We start from the raw sequence: 23,678 nt of genomic DNA on the forward strand, positions 1-23,678 counted from the left end.
GCTCGCAATCCGATGTGTACAAATGATCGGGGAAAATGCCATGTAGGGTTGAAGCGAAGTCTTGGGTGTCTGTTTTGGCGGCTGCTTCGCAGCCGAACGCAGGCTTCGCCAGCTGCTACAGGGGGAGCTCGATTTCAATGGTCACGCCGCCACAGCCTGCTGTTCCTGATTCAACAACGTAACCGCCCGCACCGAGTTACCCGGTTGCAGTTGCAGGCGCTTGGCGGTGAGGCGGTCGACGATCAGGCTGTTGCCCACCAGCCGCGCCTTGGCGGTGGTGATGCGGCAATTTTCCATGCGTCGGTTGTGGATCAGCCACACCGGGGCCTGGTCGTCCGGCGTGCCGATGCCCAGCACCAGCGGCTGGCTGTCGCGCACGGTGCGGATTTTCGGGACTTGGGCTTCGATCACCGGCCCGCCGTCGAAGATGTCGATGTAGTCCTTGTGAGCAAAACCCTCGGCATTGAGGATCTTCAGCGCCGGTTGCGTGTTCGCGTGCGCCTTGCCGATCACGGCCTGGGCCTGTTCGGTGAGCAGGCAGGTGTACAGCGGCTGGCGCGGCATCAGTTCGGCGATAAACGATTTATGGCCCAGCCCCGACAAATGATCGGCGTAGCTGAAATCCATCTGGAAAAAATGCCGGCCCAGGCTCTCCCAGAACGGTGAACTGCCGTGTTCGTCGGCGCTGCCGCGCAGTTCGGCGATGAGTTTCTCGCCGAACAGTTGCGGGTATTCGGCGACGAACAGCAGCCGCCCCAACGACAGCAATCGGCCATTGTTGCCCTGACGCTGGTCGGGGTGCAGGAACAGCGAGCAGAGTTCCGATTGGCCGGTCATTTCGTTGTTCAGGAACAAAGTCGGGATCTGCTTCTGGATGCCCAGGTCCGGCGACGAACTGACCGTCAACCCGATCCGGTAGTTGTACCAGGGCTCGCGCATGCCGACCGCGCCAGTCAGGGCACTGACCCCGACCACGCGCTGATCGTCATCTTCGAGCACGAACAGGTAATCGGCGTCGGCACGCTCGACCTGTTCGGCGAAGGTGCGCTGGGACCAGCGCACGCGGTGGCCCAGGCGTTCCTCGTTGGCCGGCAGGGTGGTGAACCCCGGGCCGGCCTCTTTAACCAGTGCCAGCAGGGCGGGCAGGTCGGTGACGTGAACCGGACGGACAATCATGATGCAACTCCTGGTGCGCGCATGCTCGGGCGCTGTCGTTGGGCACGGGGCCGGGTGTTGCTCACAGGGCGATCAGCCGGATCGGGCTGCCGTCGCTCACGTTCAGTGCGGCGCACATCTCGGCGCTCAAGCCCACCGGTTGGTCGGCGGTGTAGGCCAGTTCGGCGACGATGGCCCGGAAGTCCCTGAGCGAATCATTGCTCACGAGATAGCAGCCGCGAGCGTCGATGGCCTCGACAGACTGCGCGGCGCCCGTGTGGCTGCGGGCGATGGAGCGAATGCTTGCGGTGCGTGCATACAGCGTTGGCCCGCCATCGAACAGGTCGATGTAGCTGTTGGTTTCGAAGCCTTCGCGTTCCAGGATGTCGAACGCTTCCTGGCCGTCCGGGTGAATCCGGCCGATGCAGTCCTGTGCGGCCTGGGGCAGCATCGGCACGTAGATCGGGTATTGCGGCATCAGTTCGGCGAGGAAGCTGCGACTCTCCAGGCCACACAGCCTTTCGGCCTCGACATAGGGCAGGTCGAAAAAGTGTTTGCCCACGGCATTCCAAAAGGGTGATTGGCCCTGCTCATCGCTGTAGCCGACGATTTCGGTGATCACCGCGTCGGAAAAACGCGCCGGGTGCGCCGCGATAAACAACAGCCGCGCCCGCGACAGCAACTCGGAAAACGGCGTGCACACCAGTGCGCTATCAATGTGGAAACCGCGCAGCAAGCTATGGCCGCTGAGGTCGTGGCACAACGACAGCGCCGGCACGCCGTGCTCGATGTTCAGCTCCCGCGAGGCGCTGGTGAAGTGGCGGTTGCGCAGGCTGTAGAACGGCTCGCTGAAACCGGCGGTGGCAAGGACTTCCGAGCACCCGGTCAAACGCCGGGTGCTCAGCTCTTCGAGGACGAAAAAGTAGTTCTCCGGGCCATTGCCCTCAACGTCTTTGTCGAACGAGGCGCAGGAATCGAGAATCTTCTCGCGCAGGCGTTCGCTGTCATCCGGCAGGGACGTGACGCCCACCAGGCTGTCACGGGCCAGTTGTTGCAGTTGAGGCAGGTCGGTTAACTCGACTGGGCGTAAGACCAGCATGGATGCACTCCTGTATCAAAGGGTTCGGCGGGTTTGCCGTCGAACCTGACTATCACTGTCGGTTTCCACGCGTGGAAGCAGCGGTCGCCTGATCTTTTGTCAGACGCCGCCCTTTTTCTTGTCAGACGTTGCTTGGGTCGGGCAGCGTCGTGCTGGCGCCGAGCTTATTCAGGAAGAACAGGTAGACCAGACCCAGGGCAATCCAGATCAGGCCGAGTTTCTGTGCATCGACGCCCATGTTGTACATGATGGCCGCGACGATGATGAAGCCGATCACCGGGCATAGCAGGTGACGGATCACCTGGCCGGATTTCTGCCGGCGCCAGTAGTAGTTGATCACGGTCAGATGCAGCAGCATGAAACCGCTCAACGCGCCGAAGTTGACCAGCGAGGTGAGGGTGTCCACCGAGTTGATAAACAGGTAGCAGATCACCAGCGACAGCACTGCCACCAGATAAATGCTGATGTAAGGCGTGTTGTGTTTCGGGTGAACCTTGGCCAGCGCTTTCGGCAGTTTGCCGTCCCGCGCCATGCCGAACAGCAGCCGCGATACCGCCGCTTGTGAGGTAATGGCCACCGCCACGCCCCAAGCCAATGCCGTGGCCACGCCGGTGAGGGTCGCCAGCCAGCTGCCGGCGGCGATTTCGGCGATTTCATAGAACGCGGTGTCGGCGGACTTGAAGCCCATGCCGGCGGCAAGGTCAGTGGCGATCCAGGTTTGCACCACGAAGATCACGCCCATCACCACCAGGGTAATCAGCGCAGCCTTGCCGACGCTGCGGCCCGGGTCGCCCTTGATCTCTTCGGCCAAGGTGGAAATCGCATCAAAGCCAAGGAACGACAGCACCGCAATCGACACTGCTTGCATCAGCAGGGCGAAGTTGAAGGTTTCAGGGTTGTACAACGGCGCCAGGGTCAGTTCGCCGTGACCACCGCCGCTGTGCAGGGCATTCCAGGCGTAGAACAGGAAAATCCCCAGCACCACCATTTGCGCCAGCAGAAACACGATGTTCATCCGCGCGGTGAAAGTGATGCCGCGCAAGTTCACAAAGGTCGCGCTGACCAGGAACGCGAGGATGAAACCGACTTTCGGGATGTCCGGATACAAGTGGTTCAGCGCCATGGCCGCGTAGACGTACAGCAGCGGCGGGATCAACAGGTAATCGAGCAGCATCAACCAACCGGCGATGAAACCGACATGTTGATTCAGGCCCCGTTGGGCGTAGGAATAAACCGAGCCGGCAATCGGAAAAGCGCGGGCCATGCTACCGTAGCTCAGGGCGGTGAACAGCATGGCCACCATCCCGATGATGTAGGCCAGCGGCACCATCCCCGGTGCCTCGGCGTTGACGTAGCCATACACGCCGAACGGGGCGATGGGGATCATGAAGATCATCCCGTACACCACCAGATCCGTCAGGGTCAGGCTGCGTTTTAACTCCTGCTTGTAGCCGAATGCTTCTATTTCCATGAATGCCGCTCTCCTTGTCATCTCATCGGTCGATTTTTTAGTTTTTATGTCGGTACAACCACAGCGCTTCTACTATTTCCTACAGCAGCGGGGCGAGGTAACCGGCCCAGCGTTCAATCATCTCAGGTGTGCGCAGCAGATCATTGCGCACTTCGATCAACACCGATTCCAGCCCGCGAGCATCGCCGTGCACCGGCACGGTCATGTCCCCCAGCGGGTCGATCTTGTACGGCTGATTGCCGGCCACTTTAAGGGGATGCTGGCTCAGTCCGTCAATGATGCGTTGGGCGTATTGCCGGGATTCGCCGAACAGCACACCGGCCTCCAGCGACCGGGGTTGACCATAATAAATCGGGGTGAAACTGTGAATCCCCACCACACGCACCGCTTGTCCCTGGGCCACGCGCTCGTCGATCAAAGTTTGCAAACGCGTGTGAAACGGCTTGAACAGCGCCTGCCGACGATGTTCCCGGGTGGCTTCATCGAGGTGTTGGTTGCCCGGCACCTGATAAATCTCGCTCTGGCCCGGGATGCTGTCCGGGGCGTGTCGCGGCCGATTGAGGTCGATCAACAATCGCGAATAATTCGCCGCCAGCAGTGTCACGCCGAGGATTTCGGACAAGCGCTGCGCCAGCGCCAAAGCGCCGATGTCCCAGGCGATGTGTTGGCGGGCAGCCTCGAAGTCCAGGCCCAGGTCATTCAACGCCGGCGGAATAAAACGACTGGCGTGTTCGCACACCAGAATCAACGGGTGCTCGGAGTCTTCCCGGCTCAGGGTGTACGGGGGCTCGGTGTAGAGCCCCAGTTCAACGGATTCAGTACAAACGGGCATAGTGCTCACAAAGGTCGGCGGGCGAGAGCTGTTCCGTCAGCGTCAGTTCCTCGGTTTTAAGGGCGAAATAAGAGTCGAGCAATGCCTGGGGCAATGCTTCGATCAGCGCTTCACTGTTGCGCAGGCAGTCCAGGGCCTGGGGCAGCGAAGCGGGCAGGGCAACAATGCCGCGCGCCTGACGTTGTTCTTCGTTCAAGGCGTCGGGGATTTCATCGGTGATGGCGTTCAGCGCCAGGCGTCGTTCGATGCCCAGCCGCCCGGCGATCAGCAGTGTGGCCATGGCCAGATGCGGCGAGGCCGTGGCGTCCATGGCGCGGAATTCCAGGTTGTACTGCGCCGCCACGGATTTGCTGCCCAGGCTCACCGTCGGGCAGATCCGTAGCGCTGCTTCGCGGTTACGCTGGCCGAGGCAGGCGTAGGAAGCGCTCCAGTGATGGGGCTGCAAACGCTCGTAGGACACCGGTGTCGGCGCGGTAAAGGCGCAGAGGGCTGGCAAGTAATGCAGGATCCCGCCGGCCCAGTGCTGGCCGAGGGTCGACAGGCCATTGGTGGTGCCGGCGTCGTACAGCAGCGGTTGCCCGTCCAGGTCTTGCAGGCTGACGTGCAAATGCACGCCGTTGCACATCGCGTGCTCGGAGGTCTTGGGCGCAAAGCTCAGGTCCAGGCCCATTTGCCGGGCGATTTCACGGGTGATCTCGCGCACGTTCACCGCGCGATCGGCGGCGGCGACACCCAGCGCCGGGCGGCAAGTGATTTCGTATTGATGTTTGCCGTATTCCGGCAGGAACATCTCTGGCTCCACGCCACCCGCGCGCAAGGCGCTGAGCAGCCAGCCACCGAATTCGGCGCCCTGACGCTGGGCTTCCAGGGAGAATGCGTGACAGTCGACATCGCCGCTGTCCAGGTTGAATTCGTGTTCGAACGCGGCGTTGACCTGCACGCCCAGCTCTCGATAGCGTTCCACTTCGTTGCGCAACAGCGTGCGCGGGCAGGTGGCCCACGGACGGCCATCGGTTTCGCAGAGGTCACCGTGGATGAAATCCAGGGCCGGGGCATTGGCGTCCGGGCCGTTATTCACCGTGACGCGGCTGCTCAAGTCCGGAATCAACCTCAAATCACCGTATGCGCCCCACGGACTGGTCGAGGCGATGACATCTTGCGGGGTCAACGCGCTGTTGGCCGGCACCCAGCCGCAACCGACGGCTTGATAGTGCTCCAGTTCGTCGGTGGGAAAGGAACGGCCGCGAGTCACGCCGATCAGGTCGGTGGTGACGATCGTGGTCATCGGTACTGGCAACAGGCGCGCACTCATGGCTGCATCTCCTGCAAACGGCCGAGCACGGTGTGGGTGTCGGTGATCCAGCAATAACCCTTGATCGCGTTGAGGCAGGCCTGATGGCGTTCCGGGGTGTAAGTCGCGCAGGCGTCTTCCACCAGGGTAACCAGGTAGCCGCGGTCGGCGGCGTCACGCACGGCCATGTCCACGCACTGGTCAGTGACGATACCGGCGATCACCAGATGCCGGACCTCAAGGTTGCGCAGCACGTAGTCGATGTTAGTGGAGTTGAAGACTCCCGAAGAGGTCTTGGGCAGCACGACTTCGTTTTCCGTCGGCGTCAGGTCGTCGATGATCCGCGCCTGCGGGCTGCCCTTGGGCAGGTGCATGTCCGAGAGTTTATGGTCCAGCGAACGGTCGCGGCCATCGGCGGTGAGGCTTTCGATCAGGGTGTGCAGCACGTTCTGCCGGGCACCGCGAAAAGCGCTGAGCAACCGCCGCTGATTGGGCACCACCTGCATGTGGGTGCGGGTCAGGAAATACTCGGCATCCGGGTCGTTGAGGTGCGGGTCGAACTGCGGTTCGAGCCAGGCTCGTTGCATGTCGACCAGCAGCAGCGCGGTGTGGCCGGTGACAAAGGGCAGGTCACGTGGCGAGCGGTGGGGGAGCGTAAACATCCTTATTTTTCCTCCAGCAGGTGGGTGTCGAAGTCAGAGCGCAGGTTGTCGATGCCTTCCAGGCGATCGGCCAGATCCGGGCTGCGCAGGGTCAGGCAGGCAATCAGTGCTTCAATCTGCGCCAGCGCCGGGACCATGCTGTCGAACGCCGAGACTGACTCTACGGGCGCACTGATGATCAGGTCGGCCATTTCCCGCAGCGGCGAGGCGTAGATGTCAGTGAACAGCACCACTCGCGCATAGCGATTTTTCGCCGCACTGGCGACTCGCAGGGCTTGGGACTGGTAGCGGCGATAGTCGAACACCAGCACCACGTCCTGGCGCTGCACGTCGAACAAGCGGTCCGGCAACTGGGCGTTGTCTTCCAGGGCGAAACACCCGGGGCGCAACAGGCGCAAATGGTTGAGCAAATAGTTGGCGAGGAAACTGCTGAAGCGTCCGCCGAAGCAATGCACCTGATGGCGCACGTCGAGCAGCCATTCCACCAGGATCCGTACATCTTCGGGTTGGGTCAGAGCCTGGGTTTCGACCAGGGAACGATGGGTTTCCGCCAGATAATGGCTCCACGGATCGTCTTTTTGCAGGTGGGAGCGGGGTTGCAACAGGGTGCTGGGGGAGCGCAGGCGATGGTCCATGTCGCTGAGCAGCGCGTCCTGGAATTCGGCGTAACCGCCAAAACCGAGTTTTTTCACCAGCCGCACAATGGTCGGATCGCTGACACCGGCATGTTCGGCCAGACGCGACATCGGGCCCAGTCCGTTACGCGGGTACTGGTCCAGCAAGGCGCGGATGACTTTGCGTTCCGACGGCGTAAGGTCCAGGCCGGGATCGGTGATCAGGTCTCTAAGGGGTGGCATCCGGGCTCCTGCTGGATGGGTGTGTCGGTTTTATTTCACAATTCGCTAAAACAGTATTTATGTAACTCACGCTACATGTCTAGTGAATTTTTACACGCAATGGCCAGGTGTTGAAACGGGGCGAAATGCCCGTGTAACAAGGGCTACGCGGATGTCGACAGGGTGTGTAGGACATTGCCCATATCAGTGTCGGAGATCACCCTTTTGGTACGACAAAAATCCCCTGTGGGAGCGGGCTTGCTCGCGAAAGCGGTGTGTCAGCGACATCAATGTTGGCTGACCCGACCTCTTCGCGAGCAAGCCCGCTCCCACAGGTTTTGTGCCTTGATCGACTGTCTTGCTGCACAATCGATCAATTGTTTGCGGCGTGTTGCCGTTTGCCTCCATAAAAAGAGTAATTGCCCGTGCAGGCGACCCGATTGACCCTGATTTGTCACGCCCGAACCGTCGCACAAAAACTGGCGCGTTTTCCTGCGGATGAGCCGGTTGAAATGGTTTGGCAATCGGCCAAATGTTCGCGTAGCGGAACCTCCAAGATCCCGCCGCGCCTGCTCTGTGGCCCCGAAGCCCGCACTCGCCAGACCGCCGAGCTGTTCGGCAGTGATGCGCAAATCGTCGACGCCTTGCGCGATTGTGATTTCGGGCGCTGGCAAGGTCAGCGCATCAGTGAGCTGCAAAAAACCGAGCCCGAGGCGCTTCAGGCCTGGCTTGAAGACCCGCATTCCGCGCCCCATGGTGGCGAGTCGGTGGTGCAACTCGGTGAGCGCGCGGCCGCCTGGCTGGCGACGTTGGAGACAACGCCGGGCGACATCATCGCGATTACCCATCCCTATGTTGTTCGCGCGGTACTGACCCACGTACTGCAAAGCACGGCGTTTAACCTGATCGACGTCGAACCGTTATCCACCATCGAACTGCGGTTCACCGGACGCTGGCGGCTACGCTTGCTGAGCACTGACGCTGACGGAGGCTTTTGATGAAAACATTGCTGGTCATCGGCATCGGCGCCGGTAACCCGGACTACATCACGATGCAGGCGGTGAAAGCGCTGAATCGGGCAGACGTGTTTTTCCTCATGGACAAGGGTCAGAGCAAAGACAAGTTGATCGACTTTCGCCGGGAAATCTGTGAGCGCTACATCACCGATCACGCCTACCGCTTCGTCGAAGCTCACAGTCCGGAACGAGAACGTGGCGATGTCGACTACAAGGCCAGTGTCGATGATCTGAACCTGGCCAAGCAGCAGACCTTCGAGCGGCTGATCAACGAGGAAATGTCCGACGGCCAGTGCGGTGGCTTCCTGGTGTGGGGCGACCCGGCGCTGTACGACAGCACCGTGCGCATCTTGCAGGCGATCCTGGCCTCGGGTCGTTGCGAGTTCGAATTCGAAGTGATCCCCGGTATCACCAGCGTCCAGGCCTTGGCGGCGCAACACAAAGTGCCGTTGAACCGTATCGGTCGCTCGATTGAAATCACCACAGGCCGGCGGCTGGCGGCGGGGCAGGTGAGTGATGCCGACAGTCTGGTGGTGATGCTCGATGCGGAAGATTCCTACCATCAAGTGGCGGATCAGGAGACAGAGATTTACTGGGGGGCCTACCTCGGCACGCCGGATGAAATCCTCATCAGTGGCAAGTTGAAAGATGTGGCGGATGAGATCGAACGGGTGCGCAAGGCCGCGCGGTTGGCGAATGGGTGGATTATGGATACCTATTTGTTGCGTAAGCCTTGAGGTTGGCGGTGTCTGGGCTGACGCCTTCGCGGGCGAGCCTCGCTCCTACAGGATCGTCGCTAACCTTGTAGGAGCGAGGCTTGCCCGCGAAGGCGCCCGAAAGAACACCTCAAAAACTGGCCTGTACCCCACGCCCAAACCTTTCCCGATACACCGACGGCGGCACCCCCACCACACTGCGAAACGCCACCCGAAAACTCTCCACCGACCGATACCCACAACGCTCGGCAATCTGCTCGGTGTTGTCGCCCGTGCTCTCCAGCAACTCCCGTGCCCGCGCCAGGCGTTGATGCTGTAACCAGGTCTTGGGCGACTGGCCGCTGGCTTCGGTGAAACGGCGCAGGAAGGTGCGCTCGCTCATCGCCGCCTCGCTGGCCAGGTCGCGCACTTCCAGCGGTTCGTGCAAGCGCTCCCGAGCCCATTGCATGACGCGAGACAAGTCGCTGCGGGGCGTCGGACTGACCGGTGTAGGAATAAACTGTGCCTGACCGCCGGTGCGTTGCGGCGACATCACCAGCCGCCGCGCCACCGAGTTGGCCACCTGAGTGCCAAAGTCCCGCGCCACCAGATGCAGGCAGGCATCGATCCCCGCCGCGCTGCCGGCCGAGGTGATTAACTGGCCCGAATCGACGTAGAGCACGTCCGGGTCCACCAGAATGTTCGGGAAGCGCTCGGCCAGTTCATGGGTGTAGCGCCAATGCGTGGTGGCGCGGTGACCGTCGAGCAGACCGGTGGCTGCCAGCACAAATACCCCGGAGCAGATCGACAGCAGACGCGCGCCCCGTGCGTGGGCCTGGCGCAATGCGGCGAGCAACGCCTCGGGCACCGGTGCCTGACGGTCGCGCCAACCGGGCACGATGATGGTCCGGGCGCTTTCCAGCAATTCCATGCCGCCGTCCGCCAGCACCTGAATGCCGCCCATGGCGCGCATCGGGCCTGCATCCACGGCGACGATCTGATGTTCATACCACGGGAAATCGAACTCCGGTCGGGCCAGGCCGAAGATCTCCACGGCGATGCCGAATTCGAAAGTGCACAGGCCGTCGTAGGCCAGGATCGCGACTAATCCAGGGTTGGTCTGCATTTGGCGGAAAGTTCCCGGTGAGTGTCTTGTGCGCCACTGTAGCGGCAAGCGGCGGGCAGATAAAGTCTGCCTACACCCACCCGAGAAAAGGACTACACCCCATGACCAGCCTGGTACGCGCGATTCCCGCAGCCCCGTCCGCCATTGCCCTGATGCATTTCAGCAATCGCCTGACCTTTGAAACCGATTGTTCCGACGTGTTCGGCAGCCAGCAGGCAGGCGAGGTGGATTTTGTTCTGGTGGATACACGCGGCCCGTTGGCCTTTGAGCGGGGACATGTGCCGGGGGCGATCAATATTCCGGGGCGGCTGATGACCGTCGAGACGTTGGCGGCTTATCCCACATCCACGGTGTTCGTGGTCTATTGCGCCGGCCCGCACTGCAACGGCGCGAACAAGGCTGCGGTGAAACTGGCGGCGCTGGGTTACCCGGTCAAGGAAATGATCGGCGGTGTGACGGGCTGGCTGGATGAGGGGTTTGAGTTGAGTGTCGAGGCGGCGCGGCCGGCGAGCACGGTGGTCAGTTGCGAATGTTGAGGTAGACGGAAAGATCGCAGCCTCGTTTTACTCGACAGCTCCTACGGGTTTGGTATTCGCCGCAATGTGGCGGGTGAACACAATCCCCTGTAGGAGCTGTCGAGTGAAACGAGGCTGCGATCTTTTGATCTTGCTTCTTCAAACCCCAGCCCACCACCCATCCAGCGTCCCCCGCAGCCACTCAAACACCGCCGCATGCTCGACACCATCATCCTCCCCTCGCGGCAGCGGCGACTCGTCACCAAAATGCTCATTCAGCAAAACCACCGATTGCGCATCCCACTCCGGGTGAAACTGCAACCCGACCCGCGTCGGCCCGACCCGATACATCTGCTGCTCGCACGCCGCACTGCTGGCCAGCAATTGCGCCCCCGGCGGCAAGTCGATCGCGTCTTCATGCCATTCCAGCACGTTCAACACCTGACCATCCGCAAAGCTCACTCGGGTCCAGCCCGTTTCAGGACGCGCCATACGCCGCACGCTCCCGCCCAGACTCAAGGCCAACAGCTGCGCCCCCAGGCAAATGGCGAATACCGCCGCGCCTTGCTCCAGGCTGGCGGCCAGCCACTGTCGTTCGTGTTCCAGCCATTCAGGCCCGGCATTGGATTCGTAAGGCCCGCCCAGCAGGATCACCGGAGCCGCACTTATCGGCGGTAACTGCCCGAGATCGGCGCGAAAGACGTTCAACGTGATTCCACGCAACCGCGCCCATTCGGCAATGGCACCGGGACCTTCGGCGGGGTGGTGCTGGATCAGGTTCAGCTCGGGCATCGGGGTTCTCGGATTGGAAGCAGATGGCGCTCAATGTGCAGCAAAACATCGGTCATCGCCAGTGACGCTTGGCGCCGGTTTTCATTGCGACTCTTCAGTCGGATAAACACCCGAACCCCGTAGGTTTTATCTGAAAACGAGGCTTGTCCTACAGTCTTTGCACCGCTCTGGCGCACGGGTTTAAACAAGCCAATCGATCAGCTACTTTTTTGTAAGTATTTGTCGCTTAAACATAATTCGCCCTCCTGTAGCCGCTCTAGACTGCCGGCCACTTCGGGGTTCTCCACAAGAGCACCGACCGAAAGCGACCAATCGAAAGCTGCCAATAAAAGCCTCCGCACACAGGAGTTATAAATGAAGAAGCTAGTGATGTTCGGTGCCCTGGCACTGTCGATGTTGTCCCTGACCGCTGTGGCCGAAGACGCCAAGCCGATCCGCATCGGTATCGAAGCCGGTTACCCGCCATTCTCGATGAAAACCTCTGACGGCAAACTCACCGGTTTCGACGTCGATATCGGCGACGCGCTGTGCGAGCAGATGAAAGTGAAATGCGTGTGGGTCGAGCAAGAGTTCGACGGCCTGATCCCGGCCCTGAAAGTGAAGAAAATCGACGCGATCCTGTCGTCCATGACCATCACTGACGACCGCAAGAAAAACGTCGATTTCACCATCAAGTACTACCACACCCCGGCGCGCTTCGTGATGAAGGAAGGCACCGACGTCAAGGACCCGCTGACCGAACTCAAGGGCAAGAAAGTCGGTGTACTGCGCGCCAGTACCCACGACCGCTTCGCCACTGAAGTACTGCAACCGGCCGGGATTATCCTGGTGCGTTACGGTTCCCAGCAGGAAGCCAACCTGGACATAGTCTCCGGCCGCCTCGACGCGACGCTGGCCGACTCGGTCACCCTGGACGACGGTTTCCTGAAAACCGACGCCGGTAAAGGTTTCGCCTTCGTGGGCCCGACCTACGAAGACGCCAAGTACTTCGGCGGCGGCGCCGGTATCGCTGTGCGCAAGGGTGACAAGGCGCTGGCAGACCAATTCAGCACCGCCATCACCGAGATCCGCGCCAACGGCAAGTACAAGCAAGTGCAGGACAAGTACTTCAACTTTGATGTGTACGGCGGCGAGTAATCCAGCCGGATGAAAAAGTGGCTACCGTTGACGCGGTGGCCATTTTTTTTGTGTCATCCTTTTTGAACGCCAGATCCCTGTGGGAGCGGGCTTGCTCGCGAAGAGGCCGTGTCAGTCGGCATTGATATCGCCTGACACACCGCTTTCGCGAGCAAGCCCGCTCCCACAGGGAGATCTCATTGTTCCGACTATCGGAGTTCTCATGCAACGCATCGACCACCCACTGCCCTGGAGCCACCTCGGCACCGAGCGCACTCTCAGTGTGTTTCGTTATGGCGCCGGTACTCGCAAGGTCTACATCCAGGCCAGCCTGCACGCCGACGAATTGCCCGGCATGCGCACCGCATGGGAACTGAAAAAGCGCCTGGCCGAACTCGAAACCCAAGGCCAGTTGCAAGGCGTTATCGAACTGGTGCCAGTGGCCAACCCGATCGGTCTGGACCAGCACCTGCAAGGCGCGCACATGGGCCGTTTCGAGCTGGGCAGCGGCAAGAACTTCAACCGTGCGTTCGTTGAACTGAGTGAACCGGTCGCCGCGTTGATCGGTGGCCAGTTGGGCGATGATGCCGAGGTCAATATCTCGCTGATTCGCCAGACCATGGGCCAGGTGCTCGACGGTCTGCCGGCCCCGGCTTCGCAACTGGAAGCCATGCACCGCTTGCTGTTGCGCCATGCCTGCGACGCCGATATCACCCTGGATTTGCATTGCGACTTCGATGCGGCGATTCATGTGTACGCCTTGCCGCAGCACTGGCCGCAGTGGCAGTCGCTGGCGGCACGCTTGAAAGCGGGTGTGGCATTGCTCTGCGAAGACTCCGGCGGCAGCTCGTTCGACGAGTCCTGCTCGACGCCGTGGTTGCGTCTGGCGCGGACCTTCCCGGAAGCGGCGATTCCGCCAGCGAACCTCGCCACCACTGTGGAGCTGGGCAGCATGGGCGACACCCGGGTCGATCAGGCCCAGGCCAATTGCGAGGCGATTCTGGGCTTTCTCGCGGAACAGGGTTTTATCAGCGGCACCTGGCCGGCGGCGCCGAGTGAGTGCTGCGAAGGCATGCCGTTCGCCGGCACCGAGTACCTGTTCGCCCCACACCACGGCGTGGTCAGTTTTCTGCGCGAAGCGGGCGAGTGGGTGGAGCAGGGCGATGCGTTGTTTGAAGTGGTCGATCCGTTGAGCGATCGGGTCACGACCGTGCGGGCCGGGACCAGTGGCGTGTTGTTTGCGATTGATCGCGGGCGCTATACCCAGCCGGGGACGTGGCAGGCGAAAGTGGCGGGGCGGGTGCCGTTCCGGGTTGGGAAGTTGACCAACGATTGATCCGAGATCTTTTTTGCCTGTCGGGGCCTCTTCGCGGGCAAGCCTCGCTCCTACATTTGATCGCATTCCAATGTAGGAGCGAGGCTTGCCCGCGAAGGCGGCATCCGCCACACCAAAAATCTGCGGGGTGTTAGGGTATCCCCCAAATCCTGCCCCCTGTGAAGGAAGGTTTATGCTGAAGTTTTTCGCGCTGTTCATGCTCCTGGCGTCCGCCACGGTCCACGCTCAAACCCCGCTGCACACTGATCTGCCGCTCAAATACCTCGAGCAGGCCAATCCTGATTCGCACAACCAGCCGCTGGTGATTTTCCTCCACGGCTATGGCAGTAACGAGCGTGACTTGTTCGGGATCAAGGACGAATTGCCAGCGCAATACAACTACCTGTCAGTGCAGGCGCCGGTGGCGCTGGATGCGGACAGTTACCAGTGGTTTCGCAAGAAAGGCGACGGCGCCTACAACGGTGAAACCGATGATCTGAAGACCAGCGGCAAGGTGTTGCTGGATTTCATCGCCCAAGCGGCGAAGAAATATCACACCGACGCCAGCAAGGTGTTCCTGGTGGGTTTCAGCCAGGGCGCGATCATGTCCTACGAGGTCGGCTTGCGTCATCCTGAAGCCGTGGGCGGGATTGCCGCGTTGAGCGGGCGGATTCTGCCGGTGCTCAAGTCGGAGCTGAAACCGGATGAAAAACGCCAGTCGCTGGCGATTTTCATCGGTCATGGCACTGAGGACAAACGCTTGCCTGTGGTCGATGGCACGGCGGCCAACAGCCTGTTGCAGAAACTCTCACTCAAGCCTGAGTTTCATACGTACGCAGGCCTGGGCCACAGCATCAGCGCCGCCGAAATCCAGGACTTGAACACCTGGCTTCAGCGGCTGAATCCCTGAGCATTTACTTGCCGGTGATCTGCTTGACCAGCGTGTCGTGGCCAGCCTTGTCGCTCGGGCGCGAGATGATCTGAATCACCGCCATCCGGTTGCCGGAACCGGCCATCAGCGTGGTGTTGAGGGTCTTGCCGCCGCCCTGGGTGGCGGTGCTGTCCACTTGGCGCAGGCCGAGGCCGGTGCCTTTCATGGTCAGGCTTTTTTCGCTGAGCTTGGTGAAATCCGGCAGATTCTTGTGTTCTGCCACGTCGAAGTCGGCGGCGGTGGTGTCGAGGAATTCGCCGTCGTTGTCTTTGACGTTGACGCCTGGCGCCAGGTTGTTTTCCGCGGCGATCACCACTGTTTTGGTGGTCTCGTTGGCGTACATGGTGCCCGTTGCGCCAGTCGCACCGGGCGGCAGCGGGTTGGCGACGAAGCCCTTGGGCAAGGTAAAGGTGAACTTGCCGCTGAGCATCGAAACCTTGATCGGCGCGCCATCGCTGGTCTTGGCTTTGGCGGCGTAAGCATTCAACGCCCCCAGGCTGGCAACCGCCGTCAGCAACAGGACAACGGCTTTTTTACTGAACAATGACATTGAAACTCTCCGGGGATAATCGCGCTAGGGGGCGATCATCCCACGGAATGCCCCCCCGTAGCAGCTGTCGAGCCCTAGCGAGGCTGCGTTCGGCGGCGAAGCCGTCGTAAACCCGGCATGCGCGGTCATCCTGAAACACCGCGTTGCCTGATTTTACGACGGCTTCGCCGCCGAACGCAGCCTCGCCGGGGCTCGACAGCTGCTACGGGTGTGCCTTTACGACGCCTGATTCTGCGGAAACAGGTTACGCCGGGTTTCTTCGTCGAATTCTGCCTTGAGCACCAGTTGCTCTTTCAAGCCGTGAGCACGCTGGGCCGCCGGACGCGCACTGATTTCGTCGAACAGGCGCTTGACGTTCGGGTACGCCGCCAGACCGTTTTCACCGAGGATGTACGGCGCATAGTTAGCCCAGCCCCAGAGCGCCATGTCGGCGATGCTGTAAGTGTCGCCGGCCAGGTATTGATGCTCGGCGAGGCGCTGGTCGAGCACGCGATAGTGGCGTTCAACTTCTTTCAAGTAACGGTTTTTCGCATAGGCCAGGTCTTCTGGTGCGTGGTGCAGGAAGTGCACGGCTTGGCCGGAAAACGGCGACAGGCCGGTGGCGATGAACATCAGCCAGGACAGCAACTCAGCCTGACCGGCAACAGTGGTCGGCAGGAAACGCTGATGTTTTTGCGCCAAGTACAGCAGGATCGCCTGGGAGTCGAACACCGTGGCATCGCCGTCCACCAGGGCCGGGACCTTGGCGTTTGGGTTGATCGCCAGGAACGCCGGCAAATGTTGCTCGCCTTTGAACGTATCGACGCCGATCAGCTCGTAGGGTGTTTGCAGTTCTTCAAGCAGCAGGGCGACTTTCATCGGGTTCGGCGAAGGATGGAAAAAGAATTTCATGGGGAAGGCCTCAGTCAGTGGGTTTGAACTGAGGCTGATGTTGAGCGAAACCCGTTCGATTGACGTGCGAGGTTGTTGGTCTACTCGTTCGAAGTGATCGAACGAGTTGTCGGTGCCGGTTTCGCCAGCAAGCGTCGGGTCACCCCGAGCATGCCCACGGACACCGCCACGCCGAGGCCGAACGCCGGCAGGCCGAGGCTGGGCAAGGTCAGCGCCAGCACCAGGCAGAACGCCGCGAACGAATACATGCCGGTGGCGGTGGCGCGCAACAACGCGGCGGTGAAGGCGGGGCCACGGGTTTGCTGGGAAAACACTGCCATCACGCTGCCGAGTACCGGGAAAACCGCGAGCAAGCCGCTCCAGCGTTCGCCCACGGTGCTGGCCAACAGCGTCACGGCCAGCGTCAGCAGCGCGCCGGCGACCATGCGCAGCAGCAGTTTGTCGGACTTGGGCTTGGGGCCGGAAACAATCGGTTGCACCGACGGAAACAGGTACGGCGCGGCCAGCAGCGCGGTAGCGGCGGCGATCACCGAAAACGTCAGGGACGGCGGAATCACCGACAGCACCACCGCCGAGGCGGCCCACACCAGCAGGGAAACCGTCAGCGCCCATGGCCAACCAGCGCGTTGCGCGACTTGGGCGTAGGTCACGCAGAACGCAATCATGGCGAACATTGCAGACAGTGCGGCCGTGGCGGATTGGGCGGCGAACACTTGGCCTTGCTCAATGGCGAGGAAAAACAGAATCGGCCCGACCACCACCGGCAACCCCGACAGCCACCCGGCCACGCTCGGTCCCCAGCGCTTGCCCGCCAGGGAAATCAGCAGCAGGAACCCGGGAATCACCAGCAATTTGAGCATCAGCACGCACGCACCTCCGACCTGTGTGAGGCGGCAACGTTAGCACTGTGGGCGATGGATTGCTCTATAAATGGCTCAATCCTGTATACAAAAACACTGGCCAGGAAATTGTACAGAATCCCTATTTGCGTATAAGTTTTACCAAGGGTTTCAGCGTACATCGAGCGGCCATGAACAGATCCTTTCTACGACACAGTCTTTTGCTGTTGGCCTTGCTTGGCGCCCAGGCCCTGGCCAATTGGCAGGATGGCGTGCCCGGCGCGCAGATTATCGGTGCTGGGGAGTTTCGGGTGTTTGGCTTCGATGTCTACAACGCGCGGCTCTGGAGCGCGGCGCGACCGCTGGCGCCGGACCAGCCGTTTGCCCTGGAACTGATCTACCAACGCAGCATTTCCCGGGAGGATCTGGTGCAGGCCAGCGTCGATGAAATCAAGCGCTTGTCCGGCGCCTCGGTCAGCGCCGCGCAACTGGCCGGTTGGAAGGCGCAGATGCAACAGTCGTTCGTCGATGTCCAGGCTGGCACGCGCATCACCGGGGTGTATTTGCCGGGGCAGGGCGCGCGTTTTTTTGTCGGCCAGCAACTGCAACACGAAGTGAAAGACCCGCAATTCGCCCGAGCCTTTTTCGATATCTGGCTCGATCCGCGCACCCGTAATCCTGAATTGCGTCAGCAGTTGTTGGGTACCGCCAAGCCTTGAGGGCGTCGTCATGTTGAAGAAGCTGTTGCTGGTTCTGTTCGTTTGTCTGGCCGGTTGCAGCGGCGTCGATGTACAGCGCTACAGCGAGCAAAACCCCAAGCTCGATTTGCCGGGGTTCTTTGTCGGCCGGGTGGATGGCTGGGGGATGTTCCAGAAGCGTTCGGGGGAGGTGGTCAAGCGCTTTCATGTGCTGATCGACAGCCGCATGGACGGGCCGAATCTGATCATGCACGAGGACTTTACCTACAGCGACGGCACGAAACAGACTCGAGTCTGGACCCTGCACCCGGACGGTCCTGGCCGTTGGCGCGGTACGGCCGGCGATGTGGTCGGCGAGTCGAGCGGTGAAGTGGCCGGAAACGCATTGCACTGGCGCTACATTCTCAGCCTGCCGGTGGACGACAAGGTCTACCAGGTGCACTTCGATGACTGGATGTACCTGCTCGACGAAAACACCATGGCCAATCGCTCGGCGATGACCAAGTTCGGCTTCGAACTGGGTCAGGTGACGTTGTTCTTCCGCCGGCACGGGGCCTCGTAGAAGCTGCCTGGTGTGTAGCCTCAAGAGGCTCGAACCGTCTAAGCTGCGTCTTTCCAATTGTTTCTGGATGTTTGCGTGAAATTCAGCTTTTTGCCCAAAATCGCCACGGCGCCGTTTTGCCCGCCGGAAGTGGCCGGCAGTGTTGCCGTTGACCCGAATGCGACGTTCTTCAAGCGCATGCTGCGTTTTGCCGGGCCTGGTTTGTTGGTGTCGATCGGCTACATGGACCCGGGCAATTGGGCCACGGCCATCGAGGCCGGTTCGCGGTTTGGCTACAGCTTGTTGTTCGTGGTGTTGCTGGCGAGCCTGGCGGGGATGGTGGTGCAGTGTTTGTGCTCGCGATTGGGCATCGCCACCGGACGTGACCTGGCGCAACTGTCGCGGGAGCGCTACAGCACTCGTACCGCGCGGACCCAGTGGGTGCTGGCGGAGATCTCGATCATCGCCACCGACCTTGCCGAAGTGCTTGGCTGCGCCCTGGCGTTCCATTTGCTGCTGGGCTGTTCGCTGACCTTCGGCATCGCCCTGACTGCGTTTGACACGCTGCTGGTGCTGGCCTTGCAGAACCGTGGTTTCCGTCGACTGGAAGCGATCATGCTGGTGCTGGTCGGCACTATCGGCGCGTGTTTCTTCGTCGAACTGCTGCTGATCAAACCCTACTGGCCGGACGTCGCCCGTGGCTTCACCCCGTCGCTGTCGGCCATCGGCGACGCCGCGCCGCTGTACATCGCCATCGGTATTCTCGGGGCCACGGTGATGCCGCATAACCTGTATTTGCACACCTCGATCGTGCAAACCCGGATGATCGGCAAGGACCTGGCCAGCAAGCAGGACGCGGTCAAACTGGCGCGCATCGACACCATCGGCTCGCTGGCGCTGGCGTTACTGGTCAACGCGGCGATTCTGATTCTGGCGGCCGCCGCGTTCCACACCACCGGGCACAGCGACGTGGTGGACATCCAGGACGCCTATCATTTGCTCGATCCGCTGGTGGGTGGTGCCTTGGCCAGTGTGTTGTTTGGCGTCGCACTGCTGGCCTCGGGGCAGAGCTCGACGTTCACCGGCACCATCGCCGGGCAAGTGATCATGGAGGGTTACCTGAACCTGCGGATTCCTTGCTATCAACGACGATTGATCACGCGCGGACTGGCGCTGATCCCGGCGTTCATCGGCGTGTGGCTGATGGGCGACAACGCGATTGGCAAATTGTTGGTGATGAGTCAGGTGGTGTTGAGCCTGCAACTGCCGTTTGCGCTGTACCCGTTGATCAGCATGACCAACGACCAGAAGCTGATGGGGCCGTTTGTGAATCGGCTGCCGACGCGGGTGTTGGCGTGGGGGTTGTTTACGGTGATCAGCGCGGCGAATGCGTGGTTGATTTTGCAGTTGGTGGTTTGAGTCCAGGAGGTGTGTTGGCTGGGCTGGCCTCTTCGCGAGCAAGCCCGCTCCCACAGGGTGATTGGGTTGCACACAGATATTCAGTTCACTGCAGATCCCCTGTGGGAGCGGGCTTGCTCGCGAAGAACGATAACGCGGTCACCCGCCAAACGCTTCCATCACAAAATCAATAAACACCCGGGTCTTGGCCGGCATCAGCGTGCGACTCGGGTAGTACAGCGAGATCGGCCCCGCATCCGCGTGCCAGTCCGGCAACAAGCGCACCAGCTCGCCGCGCTGGATTTGCGTGACCACGTCCGGCAATACCAGCAGCGTCACACCCAGACCCAGCAACGCAGCTTCGCGCATGGCGGCCGGGTCATTGAGGACGATGTTTTCATTCAGCGCGGCGCTGACTTCCTGGCCGGCACCATCGCGCATCACCCACTGACGAATCCGCCCGGTGCGGATGCCGCGCATCACAATGCCGGTGTGGCCGAGCAAGTCCGCCGGGGTGACGGGTAGGGCGCGTCCGGCCAGGTAAGCCGGTGACGCCACGGCGACGATATCCGCCGCCGCCAACCGCCGCGAGATGACCCCCGGCGTCAGCTCAAAACCACCACCGATGGCCGCGTCATAGCCTTCGGCAATCAAGTCGACCTGACGATTCTCGAAATGCCATTCCGGTCGAATCAACGGATAACGCGCCAGAAACGTCGGCAGCAACGGCAACACATGACCGATCCCGAACGTCGGCGCCAGACTGACCTTGAGCACACCCGCCGGCTCGCCGCGATCACCGCTCACGGCACTGATCGCTGCCTGCAACGCCTCCAGATTGCCGCCGATGCTCGCCAGAAAACGCTCCCCTGCTTCGGTCAGGGACAGTTTGCGGGTCGAACGCTGGAACAGCCGCACACCGAGGTTGCGTTCCAGCATCGCCACGTTGCGGCTGACCGCTGCCGGTGTCAGCGCCAGCAAACGCGCGGCGGCGGAAAAGCTGCCGGTTTCGGCGCTGCGCACAAAGGATTCGAGGTTGGCGAGGGTTTCCATAGCTGGCACCTGATAGCAATGCTTGAAGATAATTCAAATCATTACCGGCTAATCAAGCGCTAATGGCAAGTGCAGTATTCACTTCAACGACAACCTGTATCGGTGTGAAAAACCATGAGCACTATCGGAATCATCGGCGCTGGCGCCATCGGCTCTGCCTTTGCCCGGGCCCTGTCCCGGAAAGGGATTGAATTGGTCATCGCCAACAGCCGCGGCCCACAAACTTTAGCGTCGCTGGTGGAAGAACTCGGGCCAACGGCCCGTGCCGGCACCCGTGAAGAAGCGGCGGCGCAAGACATTGTGCTGGTCGCGGTCAACTGGTCGAAATTGCCGACTGCACTGGCAGGGCTGCCGGACTTTGGCGGGCGGATCGTTATCGATGCGAACAATTCGATTGAGGCGCCAGCGTTCAAGGCTGTGGATTTGCAGGGCCGTACGTCCAGCGAAGTGTTCGCCGAACGGGTGCCGGGGGCGCGAGTGGTGAAGGCGTTCAATCACCTGGCGGCGCGGTTGCTGGAGAGCGATCCGGCGGCGGAGGGGGGCAAGCGGGTGCTGTTTTTTTCGGGGGATGATGCTGAGGCGAAAGGGCAGGTCAGTGCGCTGATTGAGCAGTTGGGATTTTGCGGGATTGATCTTGGCGAGCTGAGTGTCGGGGCGCGGTTGGCACAGTTCCCGGGTGGGCCGTTGCCGATTCTGAATCTGGTGAAATTTGGCTGATAGCCAGGCAAAAAGAACCCGGTGCATCTGAACTGCTGAGTAGCTTTTGTGGCGAGGGAGCTTGCTCCCGCTGGGTTGCGAAGCAGCCCCAAAATTTCGGCAATTGTCGAAGATTCTGCGAGCGCTTCGCACTCGAGCGGGAGCAAGCTCCCTCGCCACAGTTAGTCAGCGTCGGCACAGGCCGAGCACATTCAGACACGCCGGGGTGTTGCCAGACAGCGAACGGATATTCGTGGGTCCCCGCGCTGTCTGTTGAACCCGTTAAGCCCGTTCGATCGCCAGTGCCACGCCTTGACCGCCACCGATGCACAGGGTGGCGAGGCCTTTTTTGGCGTCGCGCTTGATCATTTCATGCAGCAGGGTCACCAGCACCCGGCAACCCGACGCACCGATTGGGTGGCCCAGGGCGATGGCGCCGCCGTTGACGTTGACCTTGTTCAGATCCCATTCCAGGTCCTTGGCCACCGCCAAAGATTGCGCGGCGAAGGCTTCGTTGGCTTCGATCAGGTCCAGTTGGTCGATCGACCAGCCGGCTTTGCTCAGGCAGCGGCGAGTCGCCGATACCGGGCCGATGCCCATGATTGCCGGGTCTACGCCTGCGTTGGCGTAAGCAGCGATTTTCGCCAGCACCGGCAGGCCCAGAGCCTTGGCTTTGTCGGCGCTCATCAGGATCACAGCGGCAGCACCGTCGTTCAAGGACGAGGCGTTGCCAGCGGTCACCGAACCGTCCTTCTTGAAGGCCGGCTTCAGTTTGCCCAAGGCTTCGGCGGTGGTGCCGGCCCGTGGCTGTTCGTCGGTGGCGAAGGACAGTGGATCGCCCTTGCGCTGTGGGATCAGGATCGGCGTGATCTCATCGACAAAACGCCCGGCTTCAATCGCTGCCGAAGCTTTTTGCTGGGAGGCTGCGGCGAAGGCGTCCTGTTGTTCGCGGGTCAGGCTGTACTTCTCCGCCAGGTTCTCGGCGGTGATGCCCATGTGGTAATCGTTGAACGCATCCCATAGGCCGTCGCTGATCATGGTGTCGACGATTTGCGCGTGACCCATGCGCAGACCGGTGCGCGCGCCCGGCATCACGTAGTTGGACAGGCTCATGTTTTCCTGGCCGCCGGCAATGATCACGTCGGCATCGCCACAGCGAATCGCCTGGGTCGCCAGGTGCAGGGCTTTGAGGCCCGAACCGCAGACCTTGTTCAAGGTCATGGCCGGCACGCTGAACGGCAGGCCAGCCTTGATCGCCGACTGGCGCGCAGGGTTTTGCCCGGCACCAGCGGTGAGCACCTGGCCCATGATCACTTCATCGACTTGCGCCGGGTCGAGCCCGGTTTGCGCCAGCAACTGACGGATTACCGCAGCGCCCAGGTCAACGGCGGACACACCGGCCAACGCACCCTGGAAACTGCCGATGGCGGTACGGGTGGCGGCAACAATAACGACGTCTTGCATGGAATGATTCCTCACTGGGCAGCGAATTGCATTTCCGGAACATGATCCGGCACGATCAGTTTACCGGCGGTCTTGGCGACGATCTCTTCAACACTGACACCCGGCGCGCGTTCCTTGAGAATGAACGCACCGTTTTCGATTTCCAGGTAAGCCAGGTCAGTCAGCACACGCTTGATGCACCCGGCGCCGGTCAGCGGCAGGCTGCATTTGGACAGGAGCTTGGACTCACCGTCCTTGGACGCGTGGGTCATGATCACGATGATGTTGTCTGCGCCGGCCACCAGGTCCATGGCGCCGCCCATGCCCTTGACCAGTTTGCCCGGGATCATCCACGAAGCGATGTTGCCTTCAACGTCTACTTCGAAGGCGCCCAGCACGGTCAGGTCGACGTGGCCACCGCGAATCATCGCGAAGGACTCGGCCGAGGAAAAGATTGACGCGCCGATTCGCGCGGTCACGGTTTGTTTGCCGGCGTTGATCATGTCGGCATCGATGGTTTCTTCAGTAGGAAAAGGACCCATGCCGAGCAGGCCGTTTTCCGACTGCAGCATGACTTCCATGCCTTCGGGAATGTAGTTGGCGACCAGGGTCGGGATGCCGATGCCCAGGTTCACGTAGAAGCCGTCCTGCATTTCGCGGGCGACGCGTTGAGCCATTTGTTCGCGGGAAAGTGCCATTGTTGTTATTCCTTCATTC

General features: G+C 61.2%; 25 protein-coding genes. 10 read left to right on the forward strand and 15 right to left on the reverse strand.

The features are described from left to right. Nucleotides 1-141: 141 nt before the first annotated feature. The 7 genes from astA to NK667_RS07805 form a co-directional block, all read right to left on the reverse strand. Nucleotides 142-1,176, reverse strand: a complete 1,035-nt coding sequence (astA, locus tag NK667_RS07775; protein WP_054051058.1) for an arginine N-succinyltransferase — start codon at nucleotides 1,174-1,176, stop codon at nucleotides 142-144. 61 nt (nucleotides 1,177-1,237) lie between these two features. Next, nucleotides 1,238-2,254 (reverse strand): arginine N-succinyltransferase, encoded by a 1,017-nt coding sequence (locus tag NK667_RS07780; RefSeq protein ID WP_054614266.1) that lies wholly within the window; start codon nucleotides 2,252-2,254, stop codon nucleotides 1,238-1,240. A gap of 121 nt (nucleotides 2,255-2,375) precedes the next feature. Continuing rightward, entirely contained in the window at nucleotides 2,376-3,725 is a 1,350-nt protein-coding gene (locus tag NK667_RS07785) for an APC family permease (RefSeq protein ID WP_054614267.1), read from the reverse strand. Nucleotides 3,726-3,804: 79 nt separating this feature from the next. Next, nucleotides 3,805-4,557: an N-formylglutamate amidohydrolase gene (locus NK667_RS07790; RefSeq protein ID WP_054614268.1), complete on the reverse strand. Its 753-nt coding sequence runs from the start codon at nucleotides 4,555-4,557 to the stop codon at nucleotides 3,805-3,807. Further along, on the reverse strand, nucleotides 4,541-5,869 hold the full coding sequence (locus NK667_RS07795; RefSeq protein ID WP_054614269.1) for a glutamine synthetase family protein: 1,329 nt from the start codon (nucleotides 5,867-5,869) through the stop codon (nucleotides 4,541-4,543). The genes NK667_RS07790 and NK667_RS07795 overlap by 17 nt, the downstream gene beginning before the upstream one ends. After that, nucleotides 5,866-6,510, reverse strand: coding sequence for a cysteine hydrolase family protein (locus NK667_RS07800; RefSeq protein ID WP_054051069.1), 645 nt, complete (start codon nucleotides 6,508-6,510; stop codon nucleotides 5,866-5,868). The genes NK667_RS07795 and NK667_RS07800 overlap by 4 nt, the downstream gene beginning before the upstream one ends. 2 nt (nucleotides 6,511-6,512) lie before the next feature. Further along, the gene (locus NK667_RS07805) at nucleotides 6,513-7,367 is read right to left on the reverse strand and encodes a MurR/RpiR family transcriptional regulator (RefSeq protein ID WP_054051072.1); all 855 of its coding nucleotides are present in this window, start codon (nucleotides 7,365-7,367) and stop codon (nucleotides 6,513-6,515) included. Nucleotides 7,368-7,771: 404 nt separating this feature from the next. Here NK667_RS07805 and NK667_RS07810 point away from each other — a divergent pair, with 404 nt between their 5' ends. Next, on the forward strand, nucleotides 7,772-8,344 hold the full coding sequence (locus tag NK667_RS07810) for a histidine phosphatase family protein (RefSeq protein WP_054614270.1): 573 nt from the start codon (nucleotides 7,772-7,774) through the stop codon (nucleotides 8,342-8,344). Next, complete coding sequence (gene cobF / locus NK667_RS07815; protein WP_054614271.1) at nucleotides 8,344-9,099, forward strand: precorrin-6A synthase (deacetylating); 756 nt, start codon at nucleotides 8,344-8,346, stop codon at nucleotides 9,097-9,099. Before NK667_RS07810 ends, cobF begins: the two co-directional genes overlap by 1 nt. 109 nt (nucleotides 9,100-9,208) lie before the next feature. Here the strand turns inward: cobF and ftrA are convergent, their stop codons facing one another. Next, nucleotides 9,209-10,183 (reverse strand): transcriptional regulator FtrA, encoded by a 975-nt coding sequence (gene ftrA / locus NK667_RS07820; RefSeq protein ID WP_054614272.1) that lies wholly within the window; start codon nucleotides 10,181-10,183, stop codon nucleotides 9,209-9,211. Between the two features lie 101 nt (nucleotides 10,184-10,284). Between ftrA and NK667_RS07825 the strand changes: the two genes are divergently transcribed. Continuing rightward, complete coding sequence (locus NK667_RS07825) at nucleotides 10,285-10,719, forward strand: rhodanese-like domain-containing protein (protein ID WP_054614273.1); 435 nt, start codon at nucleotides 10,285-10,287, stop codon at nucleotides 10,717-10,719. Between the two features lie 138 nt (nucleotides 10,720-10,857). Here NK667_RS07825 and NK667_RS07830 read toward each other — a convergent pair whose 3' ends face one another. Further along, complete coding sequence (locus NK667_RS07830) at nucleotides 10,858-11,490, reverse strand: type 1 glutamine amidotransferase (RefSeq protein ID WP_054614274.1); 633 nt, start codon at nucleotides 11,488-11,490, stop codon at nucleotides 10,858-10,860. Nucleotides 11,491-11,844: 354 nt separating this feature from the next. Between NK667_RS07830 and NK667_RS07835 the strand changes: the two genes are divergently transcribed. The 3 genes from NK667_RS07835 to NK667_RS07845 all read left to right on the forward strand — a co-directional run bounded on the left by NK667_RS07835 (nucleotide 11,845) and on the right by NK667_RS07845 (nucleotide 14,831). Further along, nucleotides 11,845-12,627, forward strand: coding sequence for an ABC transporter substrate-binding protein (locus tag NK667_RS07835; protein WP_054614275.1), 783 nt, complete (start codon nucleotides 11,845-11,847; stop codon nucleotides 12,625-12,627). A gap of 202 nt (nucleotides 12,628-12,829) precedes the next feature. Then, nucleotides 12,830-13,942 (forward strand): M14 family metallopeptidase, encoded by a 1,113-nt coding sequence (locus NK667_RS07840; protein ID WP_054614276.1) that lies wholly within the window; start codon nucleotides 12,830-12,832, stop codon nucleotides 13,940-13,942. Nucleotides 13,943-14,114: 172 nt separating this feature from the next. Continuing rightward, the gene (locus NK667_RS07845; RefSeq protein ID WP_054614277.1) at nucleotides 14,115-14,831 is read left to right on the forward strand and encodes an alpha/beta hydrolase; all 717 of its coding nucleotides are present in this window, start codon (nucleotides 14,115-14,117) and stop codon (nucleotides 14,829-14,831) included. A 4-nt stretch (nucleotides 14,832-14,835) separates the two neighbouring features. Here NK667_RS07845 and NK667_RS07850 read toward each other — a convergent pair whose 3' ends face one another. The 3 genes from NK667_RS07850 to NK667_RS07860 all read right to left on the reverse strand — a co-directional run bounded on the left by NK667_RS07850 (nucleotide 14,836) and on the right by NK667_RS07860 (nucleotide 17,159). After that, the gene (locus tag NK667_RS07850) at nucleotides 14,836-15,402 is read right to left on the reverse strand and encodes a DcrB/PsbP domain-containing protein (RefSeq protein WP_054614278.1); all 567 of its coding nucleotides are present in this window, start codon (nucleotides 15,400-15,402) and stop codon (nucleotides 14,836-14,838) included. Nucleotides 15,403-15,618: 216 nt separating this feature from the next. Further along, the gene (locus tag NK667_RS07855; protein ID WP_054614279.1) at nucleotides 15,619-16,293 is read right to left on the reverse strand and encodes a glutathione S-transferase family protein; all 675 of its coding nucleotides are present in this window, start codon (nucleotides 16,291-16,293) and stop codon (nucleotides 15,619-15,621) included. Nucleotides 16,294-16,373: 80 nt separating this feature from the next. Continuing rightward, nucleotides 16,374-17,159: a hypothetical protein gene (locus NK667_RS07860; protein WP_054614280.1), complete on the reverse strand. Its 786-nt coding sequence runs from the start codon at nucleotides 17,157-17,159 to the stop codon at nucleotides 16,374-16,376. Between the two features lie 164 nt (nucleotides 17,160-17,323). Between NK667_RS07860 and NK667_RS07865 the strand changes: the two genes are divergently transcribed. The 3 genes from NK667_RS07865 (at nucleotide 17,324) to NK667_RS07875 (ending at nucleotide 19,790) form a co-directional block, all read left to right on the forward strand. Further along, nucleotides 17,324-17,851, forward strand: a complete 528-nt coding sequence (locus tag NK667_RS07865; protein WP_054614281.1) for a chalcone isomerase family protein — start codon at nucleotides 17,324-17,326, stop codon at nucleotides 17,849-17,851. A 10-nt stretch (nucleotides 17,852-17,861) separates the two neighbouring features. Continuing rightward, nucleotides 17,862-18,392 (forward strand): DUF3833 domain-containing protein, encoded by a 531-nt coding sequence (locus NK667_RS07870; RefSeq protein ID WP_054614282.1) that lies wholly within the window; start codon nucleotides 17,862-17,864, stop codon nucleotides 18,390-18,392. A 75-nt stretch (nucleotides 18,393-18,467) separates the two neighbouring features. After that, nucleotides 18,468-19,790, forward strand: a complete 1,323-nt coding sequence (locus NK667_RS07875; RefSeq protein WP_054614283.1) for an Nramp family divalent metal transporter — start codon at nucleotides 18,468-18,470, stop codon at nucleotides 19,788-19,790. A 138-nt stretch (nucleotides 19,791-19,928) separates the two neighbouring features. Here the strand turns inward: NK667_RS07875 and NK667_RS07880 are convergent, their stop codons facing one another. Next, entirely contained in the window at nucleotides 19,929-20,822 is an 894-nt protein-coding gene (locus tag NK667_RS07880; protein ID WP_054614284.1) for a LysR family transcriptional regulator, read from the reverse strand. Nucleotides 20,823-20,936: 114 nt separating this feature from the next. Here NK667_RS07880 and NK667_RS07885 point away from each other — a divergent pair, with 114 nt between their 5' ends. Next, nucleotides 20,937-21,539, forward strand: a complete 603-nt coding sequence (locus NK667_RS07885; RefSeq protein WP_054614285.1) for an NADPH-dependent F420 reductase — start codon at nucleotides 20,937-20,939, stop codon at nucleotides 21,537-21,539. A 261-nt stretch (nucleotides 21,540-21,800) separates the two neighbouring features. On the opposite strand, the gene NK667_RS07890 is transcribed toward NK667_RS07885, so the two are convergent. Both NK667_RS07890 and NK667_RS07895 read right to left on the reverse strand, forming a co-directional pair. Beyond that, nucleotides 21,801-22,982: an acetyl-CoA C-acetyltransferase gene (locus NK667_RS07890; protein WP_054614286.1), complete on the reverse strand. Its 1,182-nt coding sequence runs from the start codon at nucleotides 22,980-22,982 to the stop codon at nucleotides 21,801-21,803. 11 nt (nucleotides 22,983-22,993) lie between these two features. Beyond that, complete coding sequence (locus NK667_RS07895; RefSeq protein ID WP_054051104.1) at nucleotides 22,994-23,659, reverse strand: CoA transferase subunit B; 666 nt, start codon at nucleotides 23,657-23,659, stop codon at nucleotides 22,994-22,996. Between the last annotated feature and the right edge of the window lie 19 nt (nucleotides 23,660-23,678).

This window comes from Pseudomonas nunensis, from assembly GCF_024296925.1.
In the GTDB taxonomy this organism is placed as follows: domain Bacteria; phylum Pseudomonadota; class Gammaproteobacteria; order Pseudomonadales; family Pseudomonadaceae; genus Aquipseudomonas; species Aquipseudomonas nunensis.